Source organism: Sphingomonas colocasiae (genome assembly GCF_019880585.1).
In the GTDB taxonomy this organism is placed as follows: domain Bacteria; phylum Pseudomonadota; class Alphaproteobacteria; order Sphingomonadales; family Sphingomonadaceae; genus Sphingobium_A; species Sphingobium_A colocasiae.
Genome location: NZ_JAINVV010000004.1, coordinates 157,244 through 183,245, shown reverse-complemented (window position 1 = coordinate 183,245; position 26,002 = coordinate 157,244). Strand labels below are relative to the sequence as shown.

The 26,002-nt window shown below is 67.4% G+C and carries 23 protein-coding genes and 1 tRNA gene; 19 read left to right on the top strand and 5 right to left on the bottom strand.

The annotated features are described in order from the left end of the window. Positions 1-37: 37 nt before the first annotated feature. The 3 genes from lepB (at position 38) to era (ending at position 2,509) form a co-directional block, all read left to right on the top strand. A complete protein-coding gene (gene lepB / locus K7G82_RS07390; protein ID WP_222989214.1) occupies positions 38-859 on the top strand; it encodes a signal peptidase I in 822 nt (273 codons plus the stop codon). Then, the gene (gene rnc / locus K7G82_RS07385; protein WP_222989213.1) at positions 808-1,533 is read left to right on the top strand and encodes a ribonuclease III; all 726 of its coding nucleotides are present in this window, start codon (positions 808-810) and stop codon (positions 1,531-1,533) included. Before lepB ends, rnc begins: the two co-directional genes overlap by 52 nt. Before the next feature lie 70 nt (positions 1,534-1,603). Next, positions 1,604-2,509 carry a GTPase Era gene (gene era / locus K7G82_RS07380; RefSeq protein WP_222989212.1) on the top strand — a complete coding sequence of 302 codons (906 nt, stop codon included), beginning with the start codon at positions 1,604-1,606 and terminating at the stop codon, positions 2,507-2,509. A 266-nt stretch (positions 2,510-2,775) separates the two neighbouring features. On the opposite strand, the gene K7G82_RS07375 is transcribed toward era, so the two are convergent. Next, positions 2,776-3,486, bottom strand: a complete 711-nt coding sequence (locus K7G82_RS07375) for an NAD-dependent deacylase (protein ID WP_222990211.1) — start codon at positions 3,484-3,486, stop codon at positions 2,776-2,778. A gap of 400 nt (positions 3,487-3,886) precedes the next feature. Between K7G82_RS07375 and K7G82_RS07370 the strand changes: the two genes are divergently transcribed. From K7G82_RS07370 to K7G82_RS29735, 7 genes are all read left to right on the top strand, one after another. After that, complete coding sequence (locus tag K7G82_RS07370; RefSeq protein ID WP_222989211.1) at positions 3,887-6,796, top strand: TonB-dependent receptor plug domain-containing protein; 2,910 nt, start codon at positions 3,887-3,889, stop codon at positions 6,794-6,796. Between the two features lie 210 nt (positions 6,797-7,006). Then, on the top strand, positions 7,007-7,735 hold the full coding sequence (dapB, locus tag K7G82_RS07365; RefSeq protein ID WP_222989210.1) for a 4-hydroxy-tetrahydrodipicolinate reductase: 729 nt from the start codon (positions 7,007-7,009) through the stop codon (positions 7,733-7,735). Then, positions 7,732-8,385, top strand: a complete 654-nt coding sequence (nth, locus tag K7G82_RS07360) for an endonuclease III (RefSeq protein WP_222989209.1) — start codon at positions 7,732-7,734, stop codon at positions 8,383-8,385. Before dapB ends, nth begins: the two co-directional genes overlap by 4 nt. Positions 8,386-8,402: 17 nt before the next feature. After that, the gene (locus tag K7G82_RS07355) at positions 8,403-8,807 is read left to right on the top strand and encodes a hypothetical protein (protein ID WP_343228540.1); all 405 of its coding nucleotides are present in this window, start codon (positions 8,403-8,405) and stop codon (positions 8,805-8,807) included. Positions 8,808-8,870: 63 nt separating this feature from the next. Further along, positions 8,871-8,947 (top strand) — tRNA-Arg (locus tag K7G82_RS07350). A 198-nt stretch (positions 8,948-9,145) separates the two neighbouring features. Next, positions 9,146-9,964 (top strand): DUF3857 domain-containing protein, encoded by an 819-nt coding sequence (locus K7G82_RS29740; protein WP_246623373.1) that lies wholly within the window; start codon positions 9,146-9,148, stop codon positions 9,962-9,964. A gap of 5 nt (positions 9,965-9,969) precedes the next feature. Next, positions 9,970-11,112 carry a hypothetical protein gene (locus K7G82_RS29735; protein ID WP_485117847.1) on the top strand — a complete coding sequence of 381 codons (1,143 nt, stop codon included), beginning with the start codon at positions 9,970-9,972 and terminating at the stop codon, positions 11,110-11,112. 12 nt (positions 11,113-11,124) lie between these two features. On the opposite strand, the gene K7G82_RS07340 is transcribed toward K7G82_RS29735, so the two are convergent. After that, entirely contained in the window at positions 11,125-12,066 is a 942-nt protein-coding gene (locus K7G82_RS07340) for a LysR substrate-binding domain-containing protein (RefSeq protein WP_222989208.1), read from the bottom strand. Between the two features lie 172 nt (positions 12,067-12,238). On the opposite strand from K7G82_RS07340, the gene K7G82_RS07335 reads away from it, so the two are divergent. Both K7G82_RS07335 and K7G82_RS07330 read left to right on the top strand, forming a co-directional pair. Further along, complete coding sequence (locus K7G82_RS07335; protein ID WP_222989207.1) at positions 12,239-13,447, top strand: threonine synthase; 1,209 nt, start codon at positions 12,239-12,241, stop codon at positions 13,445-13,447. A 79-nt stretch (positions 13,448-13,526) separates the two neighbouring features. Continuing rightward, entirely contained in the window at positions 13,527-15,068 is a 1,542-nt protein-coding gene (locus K7G82_RS07330; RefSeq protein ID WP_222989206.1) for a DUF4403 family protein, read from the top strand. Between the two features lie 187 nt (positions 15,069-15,255). Here K7G82_RS07330 and K7G82_RS07325 read toward each other — a convergent pair whose 3' ends face one another. Further along, positions 15,256-15,615, bottom strand: a complete 360-nt coding sequence (locus K7G82_RS07325; protein WP_222989205.1) for a hypothetical protein — start codon at positions 15,613-15,615, stop codon at positions 15,256-15,258. Between the two features lie 175 nt (positions 15,616-15,790). On the opposite strand from K7G82_RS07325, the gene K7G82_RS07320 reads away from it, so the two are divergent. From K7G82_RS07320 to K7G82_RS30015, 6 genes are all read left to right on the top strand, one after another. Beyond that, positions 15,791-16,603: a universal stress protein gene (locus K7G82_RS07320; RefSeq protein WP_222989204.1), complete on the top strand. Its 813-nt coding sequence runs from the start codon at positions 15,791-15,793 to the stop codon at positions 16,601-16,603. Between the two features lie 30 nt (positions 16,604-16,633). Continuing rightward, positions 16,634-17,767, top strand: a complete 1,134-nt coding sequence (locus K7G82_RS07315; protein WP_343228539.1) for a sensor histidine kinase — start codon at positions 16,634-16,636, stop codon at positions 17,765-17,767. After that, the gene (gene fixJ / locus K7G82_RS07310) at positions 17,760-18,377 is read left to right on the top strand and encodes a response regulator FixJ (protein ID WP_222989203.1); all 618 of its coding nucleotides are present in this window, start codon (positions 17,760-17,762) and stop codon (positions 18,375-18,377) included. Before K7G82_RS07315 ends, fixJ begins: the two co-directional genes overlap by 8 nt. Before the next feature lie 63 nt (positions 18,378-18,440). After that, on the top strand, positions 18,441-19,130 hold the full coding sequence (locus tag K7G82_RS07305; protein ID WP_222989202.1) for a response regulator transcription factor: 690 nt from the start codon (positions 18,441-18,443) through the stop codon (positions 19,128-19,130). Then, positions 19,127-20,959: a sensor histidine kinase gene (locus K7G82_RS07300; protein WP_222989201.1), complete on the top strand. Its 1,833-nt coding sequence runs from the start codon at positions 19,127-19,129 to the stop codon at positions 20,957-20,959. The genes K7G82_RS07305 and K7G82_RS07300 overlap by 4 nt, the downstream gene beginning before the upstream one ends. Before the next feature lie 136 nt (positions 20,960-21,095). Continuing rightward, a complete protein-coding gene (locus K7G82_RS30015) occupies positions 21,096-23,570 on the top strand; it encodes a cadherin domain-containing protein (protein ID WP_222989200.1) in 2,475 nt (824 codons plus the stop codon). Positions 23,571-23,650: 80 nt separating this feature from the next. Here the strand turns inward: K7G82_RS30015 and K7G82_RS07290 are convergent, their stop codons facing one another. Both K7G82_RS07290 and hemN read right to left on the bottom strand, forming a co-directional pair. Then, positions 23,651-23,878 carry a hypothetical protein gene (locus K7G82_RS07290; RefSeq protein ID WP_222989199.1) on the bottom strand — a complete coding sequence of 76 codons (228 nt, stop codon included), beginning with the start codon at positions 23,876-23,878 and terminating at the stop codon, positions 23,651-23,653. Next, a complete protein-coding gene (gene hemN, locus K7G82_RS07285) occupies positions 23,868-25,190 on the bottom strand; it encodes an oxygen-independent coproporphyrinogen III oxidase (RefSeq protein ID WP_222989198.1) in 1,323 nt (440 codons plus the stop codon). Before hemN ends, K7G82_RS07290 begins: the two co-directional genes overlap by 11 nt. Before the next feature lie 130 nt (positions 25,191-25,320). Between hemN and K7G82_RS07280 the strand changes: the two genes are divergently transcribed. Then, positions 25,321-25,977, top strand: a complete 657-nt coding sequence (locus tag K7G82_RS07280; protein ID WP_222989197.1) for an OmpW/AlkL family protein — start codon at positions 25,321-25,323, stop codon at positions 25,975-25,977. Positions 25,978-26,002: the final 25 nt, after the last annotated feature.

Here is a 26,002-nt window from a genome sequence, read left to right as displayed (position 1 = left end):
GCTTGACGCGTTCGCGGGCGCGCCGCAAAGCACCAACATGAGCGACCAGACCTCCGCATCCAAACCGCGCAAGCAGAAGCGGTCCGAAACCGCCGATTTCATGATCTTCCTGCTCAAGCTGGGAATCTTCGTCTTCCTGTTCCGCAGCTTCTTCGCGGCGCCGTTCAACATCCCGTCCGAATCGATGATGCCGCGCCTGCTGGTGGGCGATTATCTGCTCGTCTCCAAATGGAGCTATGGCTATTCGCGCTATTCGCTGCCGTTCAGCGTACCGCTGATCCCCGGCCGCATCCTGGCGAGCACGCCCGAGCGCGGCGACGTGGTGGTGTTCAAGGCGCCCCCCTATCAGCGCCAGGATTATATCAAGCGCGTGATCGGCCTGCCGGGCGACCTGATCCAGGTGCGCGACGGCCAGGTGATCCTGAACGGCGCGCCGGTGCCGCGCGAACGGATCGCCGATTTCGTGCTGCCCGAAAAACCCTACAACAAATGCCTGACCGACGCGTCGATGGAGACGGTGGCGGGCGTCCGCCAGTGCCGCTACACGCGCTATCGCGAGACGCTGCCCAACGGGAAGAGCTATGAGGTGCTCGATACCACCCAAGGCACGGCGGGCGACGACACCCGCGTCTATACCGTACCCGAAGGCATGTTGTTCCTGATGGGCGACAATCGCGACCATAGCGCCGACAGCCGCTTCCCCGCGCGCGACGGCGAAGCGATCGGCATGGTGCCGGAAGCCAATCTGGTCGGCCGCGCCTGGATCAGCGTCTTCTCCACCGACGGTTCGGCATCGTGGCTGCTGCCATGGACCTGGTTCACCGCCGCGCGCTGGGAACGGATCGGGGAACGGTTCTGAGCGCGCCCGACCTTTCCGCCTGGGTTGAAGCCACGCTGGGCCACCGCCCGGCCGATCCCGCGCTGTTCGCGCGCGCGGTGACGCATGGCAGCCAGAGCACGACCAATTACGAGCGGCTGGAGTTCCTGGGCGATCGCGTGCTCGGCCTCGTCATGGCCGACTGGCTGTTCGAACGCTTCCCCGACGAACCCGAGGGCAAGCTTTCGCCTCGCTTCAACGCGCTGGTGGCGGGCGAGACCTGTGCCGAGGTCGCGCGGCGGATCGGGCTGGTGCCGCACATGCGGCTGGGCAAGCAGGCGCGCGACGACGGCGCCGCGCAAAGCGACAATATCTTGGGCGACATGGTGGAGGCGCTGATCGGCGCGCTGTGGCTGGAAGCGGGGCTGGACGCGACGCGCGCCTTCATCCGCCGCGCCTGGGCCGATCTGATCGACACGCAGACGAGCGCGCCGCGCCATCCCAAGTCCGCGCTCCAGGAATGGGCCGCCGCGCATAACCGCCGCCCGCCCACTTATACCGTCACCGATCGGTCCGGCCCGCATCACGCGCCGGTGTTCACCGTCACCGTCTCGATCGGCAAGCTGGCGGAGGCGAGCGCGACCGGCACCTCGAAGCAGGAGGCGGAGACCGCCGCCGCGAAAACGCTGCTGGCGAAGCTGAAATCAGGCGACTGACGCCCGCCCGCGTGGGTTGATCGCACCCTCTTCCTTGCCTCGCGCGCGGTTTCGCGCGAAGGCGGGTTCCGTGAACGACATCAATCAACAACGTTGCGGCCTCGTCGCCGTGGTCGGCGCCCCCAATGCGGGCAAGTCGACATTGGTCAACGCGCTCGTCGGGCAGAAGGTGGCGATCGTCAGCCCGAAGGCGCAAACGACGCGCACCCGGCTGATGGGCGTCGCCATCGACGGCGCCAATCAGATCATGCTGGTCGATACGCCCGGCATCTTCGAACCGAAGCGGCGGCTGGACCGCGCGATGGTCGCCGCCGCATGGGGCGGCGCGCAGGATGCGGACCTGATCGCGCTGGTCGTCGATTCGAAGGCCGGTCTCGGCCCCAAGGTGTCGAGCATCGTAGACGTGCTGAAGGGCCGCTCCGAACGCAAGATCCTGATCCTCAACAAGGTCGACATCGCGGACAAGGCACGGCTGCTCGTCCATGCCGAGCGGCTGAACGCGCAGCTCGGTTTCGACGAGATCTTCATGATCAGCGCGACGACGGGCGACGGCCTGTCCGACCTCAAATCCGCGCTGGGCGCGGCGATGCCCGAGGGGCCGTGGCATTTCCCCGAGGATCAGGTGTCCGACGCGACCGACCGGATGCTCGCGGCCGAAGTGACGCGCGAGCAGCTCTACCTCCAGCTCCATGCGGAGCTGCCCTATGCCTGTGTCGTCGAAACCGAGAAATACGAGGAACGCAAGGACGGATCGGTCGAGATCCACCAGCAGATCCTGGTCGGGCGCACCAGCCAGCGCGCGATCATCCTCGGCAAGGGCGGCCAGCGGCTGAAGGAGATCGGCAGCCGCGCCCGCGCCGAGCTGTCGACGCTGCTGGGCGTGCGCGTCCATCTGTATCTGCACGTCAAGGTGAAGCCCGATTGGGAAGAGGATCGCGGCGTCTACCGCGATATCGGGCTGGACTGGGTCGACTGACGCAGCGCTTTAGCGCGCCCGCCATTCAGCCGTTCGGTTTTCAGCCGGTCAGAATTTAAGGACGATCGTTCCGATCAACGCGACCCAGGCAATGGCCGCGAAGGTGCCAATCAGAATGCAATCGCCTTGCCGGCGCAACAATGAGCGCATCTATCCTCGTCCCCAGACTATTTTGGGGATAGTTTCCCTATTCGTACGGAAATGCAAGCCCAATGAATCGCCGAAGGGTATCGCCGTCATGACGTCGGGCCCCGCGCGGCGCCCGATCACGCCGGGCGCGCGGCGAGCAGGCCCTCCACCCATTGCGGCACCAGCATGCTCGCCGGCCCCTGGCGCGTCTCCTCGAACAGGAAGCTGCCGGCCGAGGGATCGAGGTTGAGTTCGAGCGTGCGGGCGCCATGGTGCCGCGCGGTCTGGACGAAGCCGGCGGCGGGATAGACCGCGCCCGAGGTGCCGATCGAAACGAAGAGGTCCGCCATCGCCAGCGCGCGCTCGATCCGCTCCATTTCGTAAGGCATCTCGCCGAAAAAGACGATGTCGGGGCGCAATGCCGGCGTGCCGCAACCGCCGCAGCGCCGCCCCTGCCCCATCGGCCCGTCCCAGGGCTCCGCCCGCCCGCACGCCGCGCACAGCGCCGATCGCAGCTCGCCATGCATGTGCAGCAGCCGCCGGGCGCCCGCGCGTTCGTGCAGGTCGTCGACATTCTGGGTGACGATCAGCAGTTCGCCCGGCCATTCGGCGTCGAGCCGCGCCAGCGCGTCATGCGCGGGATTGGGCGAGACCGTCGCGAGCGCGGCGCGGCGCGCATCGTAGAAACGGTGCACCGTGTCGGGATCGCGCGCCAGCGCCTGGGGCGTGCACACATCCTCCACCCGATGCCCTTCCCACAGCCCGTCCGGCCCGCGAAAGGTGGCGAGCCCGCTTTCGGCGGAAATCCCGGCGCCGGTGAGGATGACGATGTTGCGAATGTCGGACATGGCGCCGGGATAGACGATCGGCGCATCGCCGCAAAGGCGCGGGGCGGCTTCACGCCCGGTCAAATCACATGCAGGATTTTCGATCTTTGAAAACATCGAGCCTAAGCGACTGAACTATAGCGATTTTCATCGATCCTAATGTTCGTCAGATGGTGGAGGACTCATCGCCTGCGATCATGCCGATCATACCCGCCCCGTCGCGCCATGAACGCCGCCCAAAGGCCGAAATCCTTGGCTTTCAACGGATTTTCGGCATTGCACAATAAAGCGCGTTTAGCACTTGACGCCCATTCTTCAAATTGAGAAAAAGTTTTCAGAATCGAAAATGCGCCAGTCTCACAACAGGGGTGAGCGGCCAGAGGAGGCTTGATCGGCGTAAAATCGAAAAAGGGGGAAAATCATGATGAACAAGATCGTTTCGGCCGACAGGCGCCGCGCCGCTGGCGCGATGATGGCGGGCACGGCCCTCGCCGGGGATTTCGGAGTGCAGCGGCTTTCTCGCTCGCTCATGATGCTCGCGGCGGGCGCCGCGCTGGGCATCGCGGGACAGGCCCATGCGCAGCAGCCGCAAGCCGCCGAGCCAGAGGTTGAACAGGGCGCCGACATCATCGTCACCGGCTCGCAGATCGCCCGCACCGGCTTCGATACGCCAACCCCCGTCACCGTCGTCAGCACCGCCGATTTCGAACGCGTCGGCGCGCCCAACATCGCCGATGCGCTGAACCAGCTTCCCGCGCTGAAGGCGAGCGTCACCCCCGAAGCGACGACGAACCTGTCGAAACTGTCGGGCGGCAACTATCTCGATCTTCGCGGCCTCACCTATCTGCGCACGCTGACGCTGGTCGACGGCAAGCGCCCGACGCCGTCGTCGCCCGAAGGCGTCGTCAACATCAACAACGTCCCGCAATCGGTGATCAGCGGCGCCGAAGTCGTGACCGGCGGCGCATCGGCCGCCTATGGTTCGGACGCCGTCGCCGGCGTCGTCAACTTCAAGATCGACCACAAGCTTCAAGGCGTGCGGGCAAGCGGCCAGTACGGCCTCAGCGACTATGGCGACAACAAGAGCTATCTCGGCAGCTTCGCGGCGGGCACCAGCTTCGCCGACGGCCGAGGCCACATCATCGTCGGCGGCGAAATCGCGGGCAGCAAGGGCATTCCCGACTATGCCGGCCGCGAATGGGGCGACTATGCGGTCATCACCAACCCCGCGAGCACCACCACCAATGGCGAACCGACCTTCGTGCTCGTCAACCAGCCGCGCAGCTCGATCGCGTCCTATGGCGGCCTGATCAACAGCGCCACCGGCAACGGCACTGCGCTGCTGCGCGGCACCCAGTTCCTGCGCGGCGGCCAGACCTCCGCGTTCAACTATGGCACGGTGCAGAGCGCCAACTCGCATTCGGGCGGCGACGGCGTCTGCGGCATCTGCGACGCGGTGCTGAAGCAGCCCTATGAACGCTGGTCGGCCATCGCATCGGGCGAGTTCGAATTCTCGGACGCGGCGACGCTCTACGCCACGGGCAGCTATGCGCGTTCGGACATCAAGAACGCACCCTCGATCACCGGCAACGATCAGATCACGATCCAGCGCGACAACGTCTATATCCCGACATCGGTGCGCAACATCCTGAACGCCAACCCGACGATCACCAACTTCGTGATGGGCCGCGCCCTTCAGGATTATGCGCGCGGCTATATCAACAAGAAGGCGACCAACTGGCAGGGCATCATCGGCCTGCGCGGCAATATCGGCGGCGGATGGAGCTATGACGCGTCCTATGCCTATGGCAAGGCGCGCGACTATACCGACTTCGCCGGCGCCCGCATCACCGCCAACTGGCAGCGCGCCGTCGACGCGATCGACGATCCGCGCACGCCGGGCGTGGTCGATCCGATCTGCCGCTCGACCTTGACCGATCCGACCAATGGCTGCGTTCCGCTCAACCTGTTCGGCGAGATCCTGCCCGGCGAGCAGACGGCCGCGCTCGATTACATCACGGGCAATTCGATCCGCGACTGGCACATGAAGCAGCAGACCGCCGACTTCATCATCCGCGGCGCCCCCTTCGAGCTTCCCGCCGGTCCGTTCGCCATCGCAGCGGGCGTCCACTGGCGCAAGTTCGATGTGGACGTGAAGGCGGATGCGCTTTCGGCAAGCCGCCCGGGCGGCGCCACCGTGTTCCGTGTCGGCAACACCATTCCCTTCTCGGGCACCGAGGAAGTGAAGGAAGCTTTCGGCGAAATCCTGATCCCGATCTTCCGCGATCAGCCCTGGGCCAAGAATTTCGACCTGAACCTTGCCGGCCGTATCACCGACTATCGCACGTCGGGCCAGGTGGAGACCTGGAAGATCGGCGCCAACTACACCGTCAACGACGTCGTCCGCCTGCGCGCCACGCGCTCGCGCGACATCCGCGCGCCCAACATCCAGGAACTGTTCGCCCAGGGCCAGACGCTGATCTACACGATCACCGACTCGGCGCGCGGCGAGAACTATTCGGTTTCCGGCACCTCGTCGGGCAACCCGTTCCTGAAGCCGGAGATCGCGAACACCTTCACCGGCGGCCTGGTGCTGTCGCCGGCGCGCAACCTCCAGATCTCGCTCGACTATTACAATATCAGCATCGAGGGCGCGGTCGCGGCGCTCAGCGCGCAGCAGATCATCACGCGATGCAACGATCAGGCCGATGCCGGTGCCTGCTTGCTCATCACGCGTGAAGCCGGCGGCGGCCGCATCTCCGGCGTGAAGCTGGCGCCGGTCAACTTCCAGTCGATCAAGACCGAGGGCATGGATATCGAGGCGCGCTACCGGACCAACTTCTGGAACGGTGCCCTCGACCTGCGTGTGCTCGCCAACTACGTCAACAAGCTGACGCTGATCGGCGATGGCGGCGTGAAGACCGAAATGGCGGGCGCGCTGTCGCAGGTGTTCATCGATGGCGTCAATGGATCGCCGCATGTGCGCATCACCGCCAATGCCGGCTACAGCACCGATCAGTATAATGTGAACCTGACCGGCCGCTGGGTGGGCGGCGGCATCGTCACCCGCGACAAGCCGGCGGCGACCAAGCCCTATCCCGCGCAGATCACCGACAAGCTCTATGTCAAAGGCCGGCTTTATCTCGACCTTTCGGGCGAGGTGACGCTGTTCCGTCCGGCGGGCGGCGACAGCAAGATCGCGCTGTTCGGTTCGATCCTGAATCTGCTCAACACCGATCCGCCGATCACCGGTTACGACTGGGCGACGGCGCGTCACGTCTATGACGTGGTCGGCCGGCAGTTCATCGGCGGCGTTCGCGTCGCTTTCTGAGCCCGCGCGGCGACTGAACGTTCCAGGGCACGGATGCGTCGGCATTCCGTACCCTGGCAAGAAGTGACTGGAGTCCGCGGTCTGCCCCCATGGGCGGCGGATCCATTCCCCGGCGGCGGCTTCGGCCGCCGCCTTTTTTGTGTCCGGTTGCGGATGCCCGCGATGTCGCCCATGAAGCAGCCGACACACGGGCACGCGGGACAGGACAGCATGATACGGATCGGAATCATCGGAAGCGCGGGGCGGATGGGCAAGGCCATCGCCGATGCGGTCGCCGTCGCGGGTGCGACGCTGGCGGGCGGCATCGATGCGGGCGGTGACGCACTGGAACTCGCGCGGGCCAGCGACGTGCTCGTCGATTTCTCGGTGCCCAGGGCGCTGGTCGGCAATGTCGGCGCGGCGGTGGCGGCGGGCGTGCCGATCGTCATCGGCACCACCGGGCTGGGGCCGGACGATCACCAGACCGTCGACGACGCCGCGCGCCATGTCGCGGTGCTGCAGACCGGCAACACCTCGCTCGGCGTCACGCTGCTCGCGGCGCTCGTCCGCCAGGCGGCGGAACGGCTGGGGCCGGACTGGGATATCGAGATCGCCGAGATGCACCATCGCCACAAGGTTGACGCGCCGTCGGGCACCGCGCTGCTGCTGGGGCAGGCCGCAGCCGAAGGGCGCGGCATCGATCTGGCCGCCAACAGCGATCGCGGCCGCGACGGCATGACCGGCGCGCGCGCGGAGGGGCATATCGGCTTCGCGGCATTGCGCGGCGGATCGGTCGCGGGCGACCATTTCGTCATCTTCGCGGGCGAGGGTGAGCGCGTCGAACTCAATCACCGCGCCGAAAGCCGGGAGATCTTCGCGCGCGGCGCGGTACGCGCGGCGCTGTGGCTGGCGGGCAAGCCGGCCGGCCGCTACCGCATGGCGGACGTGCTCGGCCTGTGAAAAAGGCCGATATCTTCGAATTCTTCTCGCGCCTGCACGAGGATAATCCCGCGCCCGAGACCGAGCTCGAATATGTCAACACCTACACATTGCTCGTCGCGGTCGTGCTGTCGGCGCAGGCGACCGACGCGGGCGTCAACAAGGCCACGCGCCGCCTGTTCCAGGAGGTGACGACGCCCGAGGAGATGGTCGCGCTCGGTGAGGCGGGGCTGAAACAGCACATCAAGACGATCGGCCTGTTCAACGCCAAGGCGAAGAACGTGATCGCCCTGTCCGAAATGCTGATCGCCGATCATGGCGGAGAGGTGCCGGCGGACCGCGACGCGCTGGAACGCCTGCCGGGAGTCGGCCGCAAGACCGCCAATGTCGTGATGAACACCGCGTTCGGGGCGGAGACATTCGCGGTCGACACGCATATCTTCCGCATCTGCAACCGCACCGGGCTGGCGCCGGGCAAGACGGTGCTCGCGGTGGAAAAGGGACTGGAGAAAAAGACGCCCCAGCCCTTCCGCCTGCCCGCGCATCACCTGCTGATCCTGCACGGCCGCTATGTCTGCAAGGCGCGCAAGCCCGAATGCTGGCGATGCATCGTCAGCGACCTTTGCGCGTTCAGGCCAAAGACACCTCCGCCGGCGCACGCTCGCGGATGAGCAGGAAAGGACGAGTCGTGAAACGCGCTATCATCTTCGCCGCCGCCGCCTTCGCCGTCACCGCCACATTCGGCGCCGGATCCGCCCAGGCCCGCAAGGATCGGGGCGCCATCCCGGACGCGACGCCGGCGGGCAAGGCGCAAAGCTGCATCCCGATCCAGCAGATCCGCGAAACCCGCGTCCATGGCGACAGGACCATCGATTTCCACATGTCCGGCGGCAAGGTCTATCGCAACACCCTGCCCTATGACTGCGCGTCGCTGGGTTTCGAGGAACGCTTTTCCTACCAGACCTCGATCAGCCAGCTCTGCTCCACCGACATCATCACGGTGATCCGCACGCCGATCTCGGTTTCCGGCCCAAGCTGCGGGCTGGGCCAGTTCCAGCCGGTCACGCTGGCGAAGAGCAAAGCCGGGCGCTGAAAATCCCTCGCCAAGCGCGCAAGGCTTTGCTAAGCGCCCCGAAGCTTGCCGCCCGGCGTGCATGCACCCATAGCTCAGCTGGATAGAGCGCTGCCCTCCGAAGGCAGAGGCCAGAGGTTCGAATCCTCTTGGGTGCGCCACCCCGTATACCGTGCGGAAGATCCGCAATTCCGATCATGATCGCGCCCGAATAGAAGCGGAGCCGCGCCGGATCATGGCCGGCGATGCCCAATGGAAAACCGGCCGCCGCCAAGTCACGCGAAAGAACGCCCCCTTGCGCGGGCGCCTTGCATCTTCGGCGAATCTGGACATCATGGGCGCGGAATCGCGGGGGTAGAATGCGTATTCCAGTTTCGATTGCTCTGGCGGTACTGATCGCACACGGCCCCGCCCATGCCCAGAAGGATCAGATCCAGCGCGGGCCGGCGCCGGCCTGGGCCGTTCCATCCGAACTCATGCCCGTGCCGGAGAATCCCGGCGGCCTCGTCTTCGTGCGCCGGCAGGACGCGCTGATCCATCTGGGGGACAAGGGGCAGGCGCAATATCTCGGCTATCGCATCAGGATCCTGCACCCGAACGCGCTCCAGCTCGGCAATCTGTCGATCGGCTGGAACCCCATGTCCGGCAAGCCGACAGTGCACGCCATCAAGATCCATCGCGCGGGCGAGACGATCGACGTTCTGGCGAAGGCGTCGTTCGAGATCCTGCGCCGTGAGGATCAACTCGAAGCCGCCCAGATCGACGGCAACCTGACCGCGGTGCTTCGCGTCGCCGATCTGCGCGTCGGCGACGAGCTGGAATTCGGCCTGACCATCCCCACGAACGATCCCACGCTGGGCAACAACAGCGCCGGCCTGCTCCTGCTCGGCCCCGATCCCGCCCCCGGCCGTTTCCGGCTGGGGCTGAGCTGGGACAAGAGCCGGAATCCCAATCTGAAGATGACGCGGGACATGACGGACATCGCGCAGAAGAGTGAGCGGAACGTCGAATTCCGATTCGACAATCCGGCGCTGCTGATCCCGCCGCCGTATCGCGCCACTTCGCGCCGCTCTACGCCAAGGCGGCGGCGCTTCCCGGCGCATCGCCGATCAAGCGCGAGGCGGGCCGCATCGCCGCCGCGCATGCCGACGCGCTCGACCGCGCGAGCGCGGCGCTGAAGCTGGTGCAGCAGGACGTCCGCTACATCTATGTCGGCCTCAACGGCGGAAACCTGACGCCCGCCACGGCGGACGAGACCTGGCAGCGCCGCTATGGCGATTGCAAGGGCAAGACCGTGCTGCTGCTGGCGCTGCTCGCCGAACTGGGGATCGAAGCCGAACCCGTGCTCGTCAACAACAGCGGCGGCGATGACGGGCTGAACGAGCGACTGCCCAATCCCGGCATGTTCGATCATGTGATCGTGCGGGCGCGGATCGGCGGCGCGACCTATTGGCTGGACGGCACGCTTCCGCCCGTCGCTCCGCCGGCCGCCACGCCGGTATTCCGCTATGGCTGGGTGCTGCCACTCAACCAGCGGGGCGGTTCGCTCGAGCATCTCGAATGGCCGCCGGCCAGGCGCCCCGACGAGATCAGCCTTTACGAGATCGATGCGCGCACGGGCTTCGACCAGCCGGCGCGGATGACGAACACCACCATCATGCGCGGCATCGCCGGGCTCCAGCAGCAGGTCCAGTTCTCCGGCCTGACCAACGATCAACTGCTGAGCGGCCTGCGCCAGCAGCTTGTCGGCAATTGGTGGCGGACGGTGGACGAAGTCAAATGGCGCTACGATCAGAAGGCCGGCGCGAGCGTGCTGACGATCAGCGGCACAGCGCAGGTGGACTGGGAGGATGACGGCGAAGGCGCCAAATCGCTGGCGCTGCCCGGCGGCGGCTTCAGCCCGCCCGAGCGACGGTCGCGGCCCTCCGACCAGAATCAGGAAGTGCCCTTCTACAGCAAGCCCGAATTCGATTGCCATGTGACGACGGTTCGCCTGCCGACCGCGACAAAGGCGGCCGACTGGTCGACCAAGCCCAGTTACGACACGCTCATGTTCGGCAGAAACTATTATCGCGCCTTCGAAATCCGCGACGATTCGATCCGGATGATCCGCGGCTCGCGTGTCGACAGCCCGGAAATCGACGCAGGCACCGCGAAGCGCGACAATGGCCGCATCCCGGACTTCGACAACAGCATGGGCTGGATCTCCTACGACCCGGCCAGCCGCAACGCCCCGGCCGGCGACCAGAAAAGCGTGCCGGCCACCTATGATATCGACTGGACGGCCGACACGGTCCCCTGCCTCTCCCCCGCCGCGCTGCGCTGAATCGCGGGCGCATCAGGGGCGCGGCGGCGGTGTCCCGGACACACGCGCCACGGCCCTGATGCAGCCGATCGCGTCCTGAGCGGCGGGGGAAAGGCGGGCGCCCCGGCGCGTGGTGATGCCGATCGTCGCGGCGGTGGCGTCGAGCGTGATCGGCAGGATCGAGACCTGCCTCATCGCCGCCTCGCGCGCGGCGAGCGGGCGGGGATAGAATGCGACATAGCCATGGTCGCGGATCAGCAGCGCATTGGCGAGCAGCGACACCGATTCGATGGCGTGGCGCGGCGGATCGAGCCCCTGTGCCCTGAACGCGGCCTCCACCGGCGCGCGCAGCGTCGATCCCGCGATCGGCAGGATCCAGCGTTCCGCCATCAGGGCGCGCAGCGCCAGCCGGGGCGCCGAACGCGCGCCGTGATCGGGGCCGGCGACGACACAGGCGACATCATCGACCAGCGCTTCCTGCGCCAGCCCATCCAGATCGCCGGACGGAGACAATCGCCCGACCACGAAATCGAGCTCGCCGCCGCGCAGCAGCGGCAGCAGCCGATCGTTCGTCGCCTCGACCAGCGAGACCGACAGGCGCGGGCGCTCCGCCCTGAGCCGCGCGATCGCGAGCGGCAGCAATTCCACCATCGCGGCGGCGAGCCCGCCGATCGCGACCTGCCCGCCCAGCCCGTCGCGCAGATCGTCGACCTCCTCGCCCGCATGCGCGAGCTGCGACAGGATGATCCGGCCATGGCCGATCAGCGCCTCTCCGAAGATCGTCGCCCGTGCGCCCCGGCTCGTCCGCTCGAAGATCGGCGCGCCGATCATCGCCTCCGCTTCCTGAAGCGTCTTGGTGATGGCGGGCTGGCTGAGATGGAGCGCCCGCGCCGCGCCGATCAGGTTGCCCGCATCGGCGATCGCGATGATCGCGCGGAAATGCCGGAGCGAAAGCGCCCTGGTCGAATGCGACAATGGCCCGCCTTTCGATAAGCAATGATTATCAGCTGGCATCGATCATAAACCAATATTGATGGCCGGCACAGGCGCGGCGCTTGCCATTTCGTGAATTGCGCTATCACCAATCGCCATTTGCGGGCCGAAGCCGCCGGGTCCATCGGAGCATTTTGCACGGGAGCCCGCACCGATGCCGCACGACGACAATCTGACGGCGGATCGCGCCACCTTCGTCACCCATCTCGAATGCGCCTATACCGGCGAACGATACGAGGCGGATCGGCTGCACGGCCTGTCCCGCGCGGGAAAGCCGCTGCTCGTGCGCTACGACCTCGCCGGCGTGGCGAAGACGATGACGCCATCCGCGCTCGCCGCGCGCCCGGCCGACCTGTGGCGCTATCGCGAGCTGCTGCCGGTGCGCCAAACCCGCAATGTCGTCAGCCTTGGGGAGAATGCGACGCCGATCCTGCCGCTGCGCGCGATCGGGCGCGAACTGGGCGCGGACGCGCTCTGGGTGAAGGATGAAGGGCGGTTGCCCACCGGATCGTTCAAGGCGCGCGGCCTAGTGATGGCGATCTCGATGGCGAAGGAACTCGGGGTGACGGCGATCGCGATGCCCACCAACGGCAATGCCGGATCGGCCGCCGCCGCCTATGCCCGCCAGGCCGGGATCGAGGCGGTGATCTTCTGCCCCGCCGACACGCCCGAGATCAACGTGCGCGAGATCGCGGCGCAGGGCGCGCGCGTCTATCGCGTGAACGGCCTGATCGACGATTGCGGCAAGCTGGTCGCACAGGGCACGAAGGAACATGGTTGGTTCGATCTTTCGACCCTGAAAGAACCATATAGGATCGAAGGCAAGAAGACGATGGGGCTGGAACTGGCCGAACAGCTCGGCTGGCGGCTGCCGGACGCGATCTTCTACCCCACCGGCGGCGGCACCGGGCTGATCGGCATGTGGAAGGCGTTCCAGGAGCTTGAGGCGATCGGCCTGATCGGTTCGGAGCGCCCCCGGATGATCGCGGTGCAGGCGGCGGGATGCGCGCCGATGGTCCGCGCCTTCGAAGCGGGCGAGCGCCACGCCGTGCGCTGGGAGGGCGCGGAGACGATCGCGTCGGGCATCCGCGTGCCGCAGGCGGTGGGCGATTTCATGATCCTGGACGCGGTGCGCGAAAGCGGCGGATGCGCGATTGCGGTGCCCGACGAGGCGATCGCGGCGGCGGTCGACGAGGTGGGCGGCAAGGAAGGCATTTTGCTCTGCCCCGAAGGCGGCGCGACCTATGCCGCCTATCGCCGGGCGCTCGCCGAGGGCATTGTCGGCGCGGATGAACGCGTGCTGCTGTTCAACTGCGCCACCGGCCTCAAATATCCGATGCGGGACCGCTCGATCCTGCTTTGACCGCCATCCGCGCTTTGCGCTTGCCAAGCGCGCGGAAACGAAGAAGATTTCGAAACCATCGGCGCCGTAAAGAGGACGCATGGCTTCGCGATCGCTCCTGTCGCTCCCCTCGCTCGCGCTCCTGCTGCTGTCGCTGCTGCTGGGCGCGTGCGAGAAGCGGGCGGAACTGGAACCGCCGCCGCGCCTGACCGACGATTTCACGCCGCCCAAGCCGTCCTCGACGATCAGCGTGCCCGTCCGCTTCGATCTCGATCGGCTGCAGGCCGATATCAACCGCATGGCCCCGGCGGCGCTGTGGTCGATCGACGAACGCACCACCTGCATCCCGCCCGCGCGCGTCACCATCTGCGTGAAGCACGAACGCAAGTGCAAGGGCGAGGAATGCCGCAACGTACCCTGCAAGATCGGGGTCGAGCGGCTGCGCGTTTCCCCGCCGATCAGTTGCCGCATCGTCGGCCGCGTGACGCGCGGCCCGATCCGGCTGAGCGGCAAGGGATCGGTGATCGCGCTCGCCATGCCCGTTCATGCCGAGATCCAGGCGCGCGACGTCGGCGGCGTGATCAAGCGCGAGACCGCGACCGGATCGGCGCTGGTGCGCGCCACCGTCCGCCTGGGCATCGACGGCAAATGGGGCCCGACCGCGAAGGTCGATCTCGATTATGACTGGACCGATCCGCCCGGCATCGATTTTCTGGGCCAGCGCATCCGCTTCGCCCGCCGCGCCGATCGCGAACTGCAAAAGGTGATCGTCGGGCTGGAACGCGATCTGCCCCGCGCCTTTCCCAGGGGCGCGCTGCGGCGCGGCATCGCCGATGCCTGGCGCGACGCGTTCACGACGATCGAGCTCAACCGCGAACGCCCGCCCGCCTGGATGCGGATCACGCCGCAGGGCGTGGGGTTCGAGGGATACCGGATCGCCGGCCGCACGCTGGAGGCGCGGATCGCGGCGCGCGCGATCACCGAAACCTTTGTCGGCGGCCGCCCCGAAAACCCCTTCCCCACACCATTGCCCGCGCCACTCAGGGAACGGCCGCAGGGCGGGCTCAATTTCCATATCCCGGTGATGGCCGATTATCGCGAGCTGGAACCCGTGCTGAAACGCGCGCTCGACAAGCTGGCGCGCAAGCCGATCACGCTCGAGACCATCGGCCCGGTCACCGTCGCCTTTGGCGGGGTCAGCATCCACCCCACCACCGGCGGACGGCTGGCGGTGGGCATAGAGGCCTCGGCGGACGCGGTGCGCGGCCCGCTATCGGCGACACGCGGCAAGGTGTGGCTGACCGGTCTGCCCTATAACGAGCCCGGATCGGAGGTGGTGCGCGTGCGCGACCTGCAGATCTACGGACAGACCGATCGCGCGGTGATCGATCTCCTCGCCCGGCTGTTCCTCGACAAGACGGTGATCGCGACGATCGAGGCCGGGCTCGTCCAGGATTTCGGCAAGGATTATCAGAAGGTGGTGACCGCCGCGCGCAAGGCGATCGCCGAGCGCCGCGAAAAGGGCTTTCTGCTGAAGGCGGAAATCCAGCACGCGCAGCACGGCCGCGTCCACGTGACCGGATCGGGCCTCTACATGCTGACCGAGGTGACGGGCACCGCGACGATCAGCCGGCTGCCTTAGGGTTGAGCTGGCATGGGCAACTGCGTCAGGATAGCGTGCGAACCCCTTCACCGTTCGGGCTGAGCCTGTCGAAGCCCTGTCCTTCTACCGCGGTGCCAAGGAAAGGCAGGGCTTCGACAGGCTCAGCCCGAACGGCTGGGGGGCGCTGATGCGCCATCCCGCCGCCGGCTCCGGCGCAGGCCAGACCTCACCGCTCGCAGCGCGCGACGCGGAAGCTGAGCGCGTCGCTTCCCGCCTCGGTGATGCCCAATATCGCCTCGGGCACGATCGGCTGCGATCCGGTGTCGAGCACCGCCTCTCCGCCCGTGCCGTCACGGCCATAGGAGAGGATCCAGCCCGTCTGCGTGCGGCGGAGATGGCCGAGCCGGTCGGGCTCGTTGGGCCAGTAGCGGCGGACCGTGGCATGTTTGGGGTTGGAGCGGAATTCGCCCAGGTCGATCCGCCCGGCATCGTCGAGCGGCAGGCGCAGCAGATAGGCGCGCACCGCCGATCCGTTCGGGTATCCGGGCGTTTTCGCGAGTTCCAGGCGGACGGTCTTCCAGCTCATATCCTCCGGCATGCCCGAGCGGCGGCCGCCGCGTAATACGGATAGATACGGAGGCTCCGGCACGGCCGATGCGACCGCGCGCGCACGCCATGCGTTTCCGTAAAGATGCGTAGAGACGCGCCGATGGCGGGCACGATATCTTGTCGCCATCGCCGCCTTTCGATGGAGATGCGCCATGAAATCGATCCTGCTGCACGTTCAGACCGATCCGGGACTGGCATCGCGCCTGGACTTCGCGATCGACCTCGCCCAGGCGACCGGCGCGCATATCCGCTGCGCGCAGATCACCCCGTTCGACCGCTTCGTGGGCATCGACACCTTTGGCGGCGTCCATGTGTCCGAAGTGATGCTGGAGGAACTGCGCGAGGCCGAGCAACTGGAGCGCGCGCGGGTCGAGACGCGCCTCGCCCAGGAGGGGCTGTCGTGGGACTGGACCAGCCAGGACGGCGATATCGCCCATATGCTGATGGCGCTGGGCCGCCTGTCCGACGTGATCATCGTCAGCCGCGCCGATCTGGGCGGCAATGTGCTGACCCGGCCCGACGATATCGTGAGCGATGTCGCCATCCATTCGCGCACGCCGGTTTTCTCGGTGCCGCACGACCGGGGCTATTTCGAGGCGGGCCGCGCCGTGGCGATCGCCTGGAACGGATCCTATGAAGCCGCGCACGCGCTGCGCTCGGCGGTGCCGCTGCTCCGCCTCGCCGGCGCGGTCCATCTGATCGAGGTGGGCCAGCCGGACGAGGACTTCCCCGCGATTCTGGCCGCCGCCTATCTCCAGCGCCATGGCGTCACCGCGAAGCTGGCGGCGGTCGACGCGCCGGCGGGCGGCATCGGCCAGGCGCTGCGCGACACCGCCTCGGCGGTGGATGCCGGTTATCTCGTCATGGGCGCCTATGGCCATTCGCGGCTGCGCGAGGCGATCCTGGGCGGGGTGACGCGCGATCTGATCGCCCATGCGCCGCTGCCGCTGTTCCTTGCGCATTGAGCGGCACGATTTCGTGTTTAGAAGGAGGGCGTGAGCACGGGCCGAACCATCAGCGAAGCGCATCTGCGCTCGATCCTTTCCACCGTGCCCGACGCCATGGTCGTCATCGACAATCGCGGCCTGATCCTGTCGTTCAGCAGCGCGGCGGAGGCGATGTTCGGCTATGCCGAGCATGAGGTGGTGGGCGAGGATGTCAGCATCCTGATGCCATCGCCCGATCGCGAGCGGCATGACGGCTATCTGGAACGCTATCACCACACCGGCGAACGGCGCATCATCGGGATCGGCCGCGTGACGACCGCGCGGCGGCGCGACGGATCGACCTTCCCGATCGAACTGTCGATCGGCGAGGCGCGGTCCGAGGACGGGCAGATCTTCACCGGTTTCATCCGCGACCTGACCGAACGGCAGAAGACCGAGCGCCGGCTTCAGGACCTGCAGGGCGAGCTCACCCATGTCTCGCGCGTGAGCGCGATGGGCACGCTTGCCGCAGCACTCGCGCACGAGCTCAACCAGCCGCTGACCGCCATCGCCAATTATATGGAGGGCGCGCGCGACCTGGTCGGCGCCACCGATCCCGAAACCATCGCGATGATCCGCGAGGCGCTGGACGAGGCGGCGCAGCAATCGGTGCGCGCCGGGCAGATCGTGCGCCGGCTGCGCGAATTCATCGCGCGCGGCGAGGCCGAGAAACGCATAGAGAGCCTGAGCAAGCTGGTGACCGAGGCCAATGCGCTGGCGCTGGTCGGCGCGGGCGAACAGGGCATCGAGGTGACGGTGTCGCTCGATCCGTCCGCCGATCAGGTGCTGGTCGATCGCATCCAGGTGCAGCAGGTGCTGCTCAACCTGATCCGCAACGCGATCGAGGCGATGCACGACGCGCCCGTCCGCCGGCTGGAGATCACGTCGCGCGCCGAGGGCGAATCGCTGGTCCATATGATGGTGGCGGACAGCGGCGGCGGGCTCGATCCCGACGTTGCCGCGCGCCTGTTCGAACCCTTCCTGAGCACCAAGGATGGCGGCATGGGGCTGGGCCTGTCGATCTGCCGCACGATCATAGAGGCGCAGGGCGGGCGGATATGGGCCGAACCCTCGCCGCTGGGCGGCACCGCCTTTCACTTCACGCTGATCGCCAGCACGCCCGTGGAGGCCGCGAATGACTGAGAAGATCGTCTATCTGGTCGATGACGAGGACGCGATCCGCCGTTCGGCGGGCTTCATGCTGCGCACCTCCGGCCACAAGGTGGAGACCTTCGAATCGGGCGACGCCTTCCTGAAGGCGGCGAGCGGCCTGCCCGCCGGCTGCGTGCTGCTCGACATCCGCATGCCCGGCACCGACGGCATGGAAGTGCAGGCGCAGTTGAACGCGCAGGGCGTCTCGATGCCGGTGGTGATCATGACGGGCCATGGCGACATCAACCTGGCGGTGCGCGCGATGAAGGCCGGCGCGGTCGACTTCATCGAGAAGCCCTTCGAAAAGGCGGTGCTGATGTCCGCGCTCGAACAGGCGTGGCAAAGGCTCGAACAGTCGGACCGGCGGCTGCTCCGCGCGGAGGAAGCCGCCACGCGCCTGAAGGTGCTGACGCCACGCGAACGCGACGTGCTCGACGGGCTGGTCGAGGGGCTGCCGAACAAGACCATCGCCTATGATCTGGGGATCAGCCCGCGCACCGTGGAGATCCACCGCGCCAATGTGATGGCCAAGCTGGAGGTGAAAAGCCTGTCCGAAGCGCTGCGCATCGCGTTCGCGGCGGCGGACGCGGCGGCCGGATAGGAGCGACTGGAACCAGGTTTATCGATTTGATCGCCCCCGGCGCAGTTTGTACCTGTGGCGGTGATGAACATCCGGGTCGACAATTCGGGAACCGCCGTGGCGCTGGCGCCGGCGCTGATCGTGGAAGACGATCAGGCGATGCAACGCCGGCTGACCGGCCTGCTCGCCGGCATCGCGGGGGCCGACAGCCCGATCGCGGTGGCCGGCAGCCTGGCGGCGGCGCGGCGGCTGATCGACGAGACCCGCTTCGCCTTCGCGCTGGTCGATATCGGCCTGCCCGACGGCGATGGCCGCGATCTGATCGCCTGGCTGCACGATCATCGGCCGGCGATGACGGTGGTGGTGATTTCGGCCTGGGGCGACGACGCGGTCGTGCTCGCGGCGCTCAAGTCGGGCGCGATCGGCTATCTGCTGAAGGAACGCGAGGATAGCGAGCTCGCCTTGTGGCTGCGCAGCATCGAGCGCGGCGGCGCGCCGATCGATCCGCTGATCGCGCGCCGCATCCTCACCCTGCTGCCCGCCCAGCCGCCCGCGCGCAGGAACGAGCCAGCGACCGACCTGCACCTGACCGCGCGGGAGCGCGAGATATTGGAGCTGGTCTCGCGCGGGCACAGCAATCGCGAGATCGCCGAACGGCTCGCGCTCTCCCGCCTGACGGTGGAGGGCTATACCAAGGCGATCTACCGCAAGCTCGCGGTGGGATCGCGCACCGCCGCCGTGCACGAAGCCAAGAGCCTGGGCCTGCTCGATTGAGCCCGCTCATTCCCGTGCGATGGCTGTTCTGGGGCCTCTGCCTTTTGCTCGCCGCTTCATGCGCGCCCGCCCCGCCGCGCGACGCCCCGGCGCCGACCACGATCCGCGCCGCCGAAGCGGCGCCCGCCGGATGGGATAGCGCAACACCGCCCGCCACGGGCTGGACGGGCGTCGCGCTGCCCGATGGATGGGACGCGCGCTGGCCCCGGCATGACGGCGTCGTCTGGTACCGCGTCCATTGGCGGCAAACCGCCGCGCGGCCGACCGGCCTGCTTGTCGACCATGCCTCGCTCGCGGGCGCGATCTTCGTCAATGGCAGCCTGATCGCGCGCGACGCCAGCCTGGCCGAGCCACTGTCGAGAAGCTGGACCCGGCCGCATTATTTCCTGCTGGACGCGCCGGTGCTGAAGACGGGCGAGAATATCCTGCTCGTCCGCGTTTCCGGCCTGGCGGCCTATCAGCCGGGTTTCGGCACGGTGACGGTCGGCGATCCCGCCGTGGTGAAGGCCGAATTCGCGCGCCGGCAGTTCATGCGCTTCGACATCAAGCTCGTCACCATCGCGCTCAACGGCGCGCTGGGCGCCTTCTTCCTGATGATCTGGCTGCTGCGCCGCAAGGAGACGGTGTTCGGCTGGTTCGCGCTCGCCCAGTTCGCCACCCTGGTCTTCAACTGGAATTTCCTGGCGCAAAGCCCCGGCCCCTTCGCCACCACCCATGGCTGGCAGGCGATGAACGTCGTCGCCAATCTGGGCATGAGCATCTGCTACGCCATCTTCCTGTTCCGCTTCGGCGAGCGGCGATATCCGCGGATGGAAGCGATGATGGGCGCGGCATGGCTGGGGCTGGCGCTGCTGGCGATGGCGGCGCCCGCCTGGATCGGCGCCAATCGCGCGCCCTGCTATCTGGCGAGCGGCGTCATCTATTATGCCAGCATCGCCTGGCTGGCGGCGCGCGCGCTCGCTTGCCGCAGGCTGGACTATAATGTGCTGCTCGCCTGCCAGCTCGTGCCGGTGCTGGCCTCGCTCCACGATTATGTGCTGCTGTTCGGCTGGATCCGGGGCAGCGACTATATCTTCGGCATCGCCACCATCTTCATGCTGGCCGCCAGCGGCTTCGTCATCGCCTATCGCCTCGTCGCCGCGACCCGGCGGATCGAGGGCTTCAACGCCGAGCTGCGCGGCGAGGTCGATGCCGCCACCCTCGCGCTTTCCGACACGCTCGCGCGCGAGCATCGGCTGGCGCTCGCCCACGCCCGCGCCGAGGAACGGCTGCAACTCGTCCGCGATCTGCATGACGGCTTCGGCGGCACGCTGGTGGGCGCGATCACGCGGCTGGAACAGGCGCCACGCGAGCTGCCCGATGGCCATATGGCCGCGATCCTGCGCGAGATGCGCGACGATCTCCGTCTCGTCATCGACACCACGACGCGCGAGCAGGACGATCTGGTCGGCCTGCTCGCGCCGTTCCGGCATCGATCCGGCCTGCTGCTCGAAGCCATGGGCATCGACAGCCGCTGGCATCTGGAGGGAATGGACGGCGTCCTGCTCGGCAGCGCCGCCAGCCTCGATCTGCTGCGCCTGTTGCAGGAAGCGCTGACCAATGTGCTGAAGCACAGCCGGGCCACGCGGGTCGATGTGCGGATCGCGCGCGGCGCAGGCCGGATCCGCGTGGAGGTGCGCGACAACGGCAAGGGGTTCGCGGCGGGGACGGGTTCTGGAACCGGGCTCGCGAGCATGAAGCGCCGCGCCGCGCGGCTGGGCGGATCGCTCGAGATCGGCGGAGACATGGGCGGCGCCACGCTCCGCCTCGACTTTCCCGAACCGGCATAATTGCCGATCTTTACAGAGATTTAACAACATATCCCCCCGGTTTCGGGGATACCAACCCGACCTGCGCCCGCCTAATTCTCCGGCCATGGCGATGCCCGGAGATCGGTCCGGCGCGGGCCGCGTTGAGAGATGATCCATGGCATATAGTCGCTCGGGCAGTGAGTTCCTCGTCAACACGCAAACCGCGCTCGATCAGACTGAGCCGGCGATCACGGGGCTGATCGGCGGCGGCTTCGTCGTGACCTGGCGCGACGAAAGCGGCATCGGCGGCGACGCCAGCATCCTGGGCGTCAAGGCGCAGATCTACGACGCGACCGGCGCCCCCGTCGGCGGCGAATTCCTCGTCAACAGCGAGACCGAAAATATCCAAGCCGAACCCGCCATCACCGCGCTTGTCGGCGGCGGTTTCGTCGTGAGCTGGACCGATTTCAGCGGCATCGGCGGCGACGCGGCCCCCTCCGGCATCAAGGCGCAGATCTATGACGCGGCCGGCGCGCGCGTCGGCGGCGAGTTCCTCGTCAACACCCAGACCGCGAACCAGCAATTGGCGTCCAGCATCACCGGGCTGGCCGGCGGCGGTTTCGTCGTGAGCTGGGCCGATCCCAGCCAGACCGGCGGCGACACCAGCGGCTATGGCGTGAAGGCGCAGATCTACGACGCTGCCGGCGCGCGCGTCGGCGGCGAATTCCTCGTCAACACCCAGGTGACGGGCTGGCAGTTCGAACCGGCGGTCGCCGGCCTCGCCGATGGCGGCTTCGTGATGAGCTGGAGCGACGCCAATGGCGACGGCAGCAGCTATGGCATCAAGGCGCAGGTTTATGACGCCACGGGCGCGCGCGTCGGCGGCGAATTCCTCGTCAACACGCAGAAAGCGGGTTTCCAGACGACACCGACGATTACCGGCCTCACCAATGGCGGGTTCGTGATCGCGTGGAGCGACACCAATGGCGACGGCAGCGGCAATGCCGTCAAGGCGCAGGTCCATGACGCCACCGGCGCGCGCGTCGGCAGCGAGATCCTGGTCAACACCCAGGCGGCGGGCTGGCAGTTCGAACCATCGATCACCAGCCTCGCCAATGGCGGCTTCGTCATCAGCTGGACCGATGAAAGCGGCATCGGCGCGGACGCCAGCTTTGCCGGGGTGAAGGCGCAGATCTTCAGCGCGACGGGCGCCCGTGCCGGCGGCGAATTCCTCGTCAACAGCAAGACCGATCTCACCCAGAGCACGCCGACGATCGCCGATCTCGCCGATGGCGGCTTCGTCGTGAGCTGGCAGGATATCAACGACGACGGCACCATCTACAATATCAAGGCGCAGGTCTATCAGTTCGTCAACGAGGCGCCGGGCGCCATCTCGATCACCCCCGCGGCGGTCGACGAGAATGCGCCGACGGGCACGACGGTGGGCATCGCATCCGCCGTCAATCCCGACGGCGACACGCTGAGCTGGTCGCTGGAAGGCGCGGACGCGGCGCTGTTCGCGATCGACGCGGCCACCGGCGTGATCACGACAGCGGCGGTGTTCGATCACGAAACCCGCGCCAGCTACGACATCACGGTCAAGGCCACCGATGGGGGCGGGCTTTCGAACAGCGCCGCGCTCGTCATCGCCATCGGCGACGTGAACGAGGCGCCGGTGCTGATCGGGATCGACACGACGCTGCTCAACGAGGGCGCCCCCGCCGGCACGCCGGTGGCCACGGCCTCCGCCGGCGACGTCGATGGCGACACGCTGAGCTGGTCGCTCGGCGGCACCGACGCCGCCCTTTTCCAGATCGACGCGGCGACCGGCGCGGTGACGACGAAAAGCGATCTCGCGGCCGTCGCGGGCGGCCAGTACAGCATCGTCATCCGCGCGACCGATGGCGGCGGCCTGTTCGACGAGGAGACCGTTTCGCTCACCGTCAACAGCCGTCCGACGGCGGCGGGAGACAGCCTGGCGCTCGACGAGAATGCGGCGAGCGGGAACCTCACCGCTCTGCTGCTCGGCAATGATCTCGACGAAGGCGCGCTCACCATCACGGGCGTGGGCACGGGCGGGACGCTGGGCGTCGTCATCTTCGATCCCGCCACGCAGCGGCTGGACTATGTGGCGGACGCGGCGGCGTTCGACGCGCTGAGCCCCGGCGAGACCGCGACCGACAGCTTCACCTATGCGGTGACCGACGCGGGCGGGCTCTCCAGCATGGCGACGGTGACCATCACCATCACCGGCATCTTCGACGGCAAGCAGATCGTCAGCGGTGGCCGCAGCGGCAATGTGCTCACGGGAACGGCGGACGAGGATCGGCTCTACGGCTTCGCCGGCAACCAGCGACTGGACGGCATGGGCGGGGACGACACGCTGATCGGCGGCGCGGGCAACGACACACTGACCGGCGGCACCGGCCAAGACATATTCGTGATCAACATCCAGGACGGCGCCGACGTGATCACCGACTACACGCCCGGCGAGGACGTGATCGATCTCGCCGCCGGTCTGACCATCCTGGACCACAGCGTCGCCGACACCAATGGCGACACGATCGCGGACCTCACGCTCTCGCTCAAGTTCGGCGGATCGGTGACGCTGCTCGGCATCTCCGATATCGGCGAGGTGACCTTCGCCTGATCACGACGACTCACGTCATTCCGGCGAAAGCCGGAATGACGGCAATCGGGGCCTCCCAAGTCGAATCCTTCGACAGCCGTTCAGACTCCCGGCCGTTTTCCCGCCCTTTTCCGCCCCTCGCAGGTGGCGTGGCACGCCTTCATGCATTCGTCGCGCACGGGCTTTTCGCCCGGGGCGGGCACGGCCATCATCCGCACGCCGCCTTCGCTACAGATGCGCGTCATCACCATGTGCGGCAGCGCCGATGCGGGGACGGCCAGCATGGCCAGCCCCGCGAAACCCGCGATCGCGCCCGGCCTAGATGGCATTGCTGAACCGCCGGGCGTCCGGCTGGCGATAGGTGTCGAAAGCGGCGGCGATCGCGCGGGCATAGGGCGCCGCGTCCGCCGACAGCCGCAGCGTCGCGCCCGTCCATTCGGCCAGCCCGCGCGCGACGAAGGGGGCGATCCGCGCCTCCGTCTCGCCGCGATCGGAAAGGCCGGCGGTATCGGCCGCGCCCGTGCACAGCAGCGCCTCGATGATGCGTCCGCGCAGCCGGTCCTCGGCGGTGCGGAACAGCCCGCGCGAAACCGGCAGCCGCCCGGCGCTCACCATCATGCGATAGCGCCCGGCATTCTTCTCGTTCTGCAGGATGCGATCGGGGAACATGCTGATCGAACTGGCGCCCAGGCCGATCACAACATCGCTGGGATCGTCGGTGAAGCCCTGGAAATTGCGGCGCAGCGTTCCCGCCCGCGCGGCGCGCGCGATGGGATCGGCGGGCAGCGCGAAATGATCGAAGCCGATCGGCGCATAACCGCTTTCCGCCAGCATCCGATGACCAAGCCCGGCCTGCGCGAACCGCAGCGTTCCATCGGGCAGCGCGGCGCCGTCGATCCGCCGCTGGCGCGGGATCAGGTGCGGCACATGCGCATAGCCGAACAGCGCGATCCGTTCGGCCTGCATCGCCACCGCCATCTCCAGGGTTTCGGCGAGGTCCGCCAAGCCCTGATGCGGCAGGCCGTACATCAGGTCGAAATTGATCGAGCCGATCCCGGCATCGCGCAGCCAGCGCGTCGTGCGCTCGATCAGCCCGGCGGGCTGGACGCGGCCGATCGCGCGCTGCACCGGCTCCGCGAAGGTCTGCACGCCCAGGCTGACGCGTTCGGCGCCCATCGCGCCGAGCACGCCTGCCCATTCGTGCGAGAAGCCGCGCGGATCGATCTCGACCGACAGCCCGTCCTTCGGCGCGCCGAATGCGACGCGCAGCGCCTCCGCCAGCGCGATGAAGTCCGTCGGCGCGATCGCATTGGGGCTGCCGCCGCCGAACGAGATGCGCTGCAACCGCCCACGTCCGGCCAGCCCATCGCCGACCATCGCGATCTCGGCGGTCAGCGCCTCCAGATAGGCGGTGAGCCGCCGGTCGCGGTTCGCCGCGCCGGTGTTGCAGCCGCAATACCAGCAGATCTCGCGGCAAAAGGGGATGTGCACGTAAAGCGAGACCGGCGCGTCCGGCCCGATCGCCGCGAGCGCGCCCTCCAGCGCCGCCGTGTCGGGGCCGTCATGGAACTCGGCGGCGGTGGGATAGCTGGTGTAGCGCGGCACCGGCGTGGCGAGCAGATCGGGGTGATGGGTCCACATGCCGGCACCCTATCGCGCGCGCGCGGGCGCGCATTTGACGCAGGTCAAAAAGCTTCTTGGCCGGGATCAAGGAAAGCCCGGCCCGGTCCGCTCATGGATGGGGGACCAAGCAAGGAAGGACCATCGTGTCATGAGGAAACTGATCGTGTTGCCGGTGATCGCCGCCGGCCTGATCGCTCCGCCCGCCCTCGCCGAAAAGGGCGACACCTATCTGCGCATCCGCGGCATCGCCGTCACGCCCACCGAGCGTTCGGGCAGCGTGCTGCCGGGTTTTCCGGGCGAGAAAGTCCGCGTCAACGACAGCGTGATGCCCGAAATCGACGTGACGCACATGGTGACCGACCATGTCGGCGTCGAGCTGATCGCGGCGACCACCAAACATGCCGCGTCGGGCCGCACGGGCACCACCGGCACGATCGGCAGGCTCGCCTCCACCTGGGTGCTGCCGCCGACGCTGACGGTGCAATATCACCCGATCGCGAACGGCCCGGTGCGCCCCTATGTCGGCGCCGGCATCAACTACACGCTCTTCTATGCGGAGGACGCGTCCAAGGGGCTGGAAGCCGCGGTCGGCAAGACGAAGGTCTCGATGTCCGACAGCGTCGGCTACGCCTTGCAGGCGGGCGTGGATATCGACCTCAACAAGAAGATCTTCCTCAATCTCGACGCCAAATATCTCGATATCTCGACGGTCGCGACGCTGCGCACCACCGCCGCCGGCACCCAGAAGGTGAAGATCGATCTCAATCCCGTCGTCATCGGCGTAGGGGTCGGCTTCCGGCTCTGATTTTTCCAACGAGCTCTCCCACTGA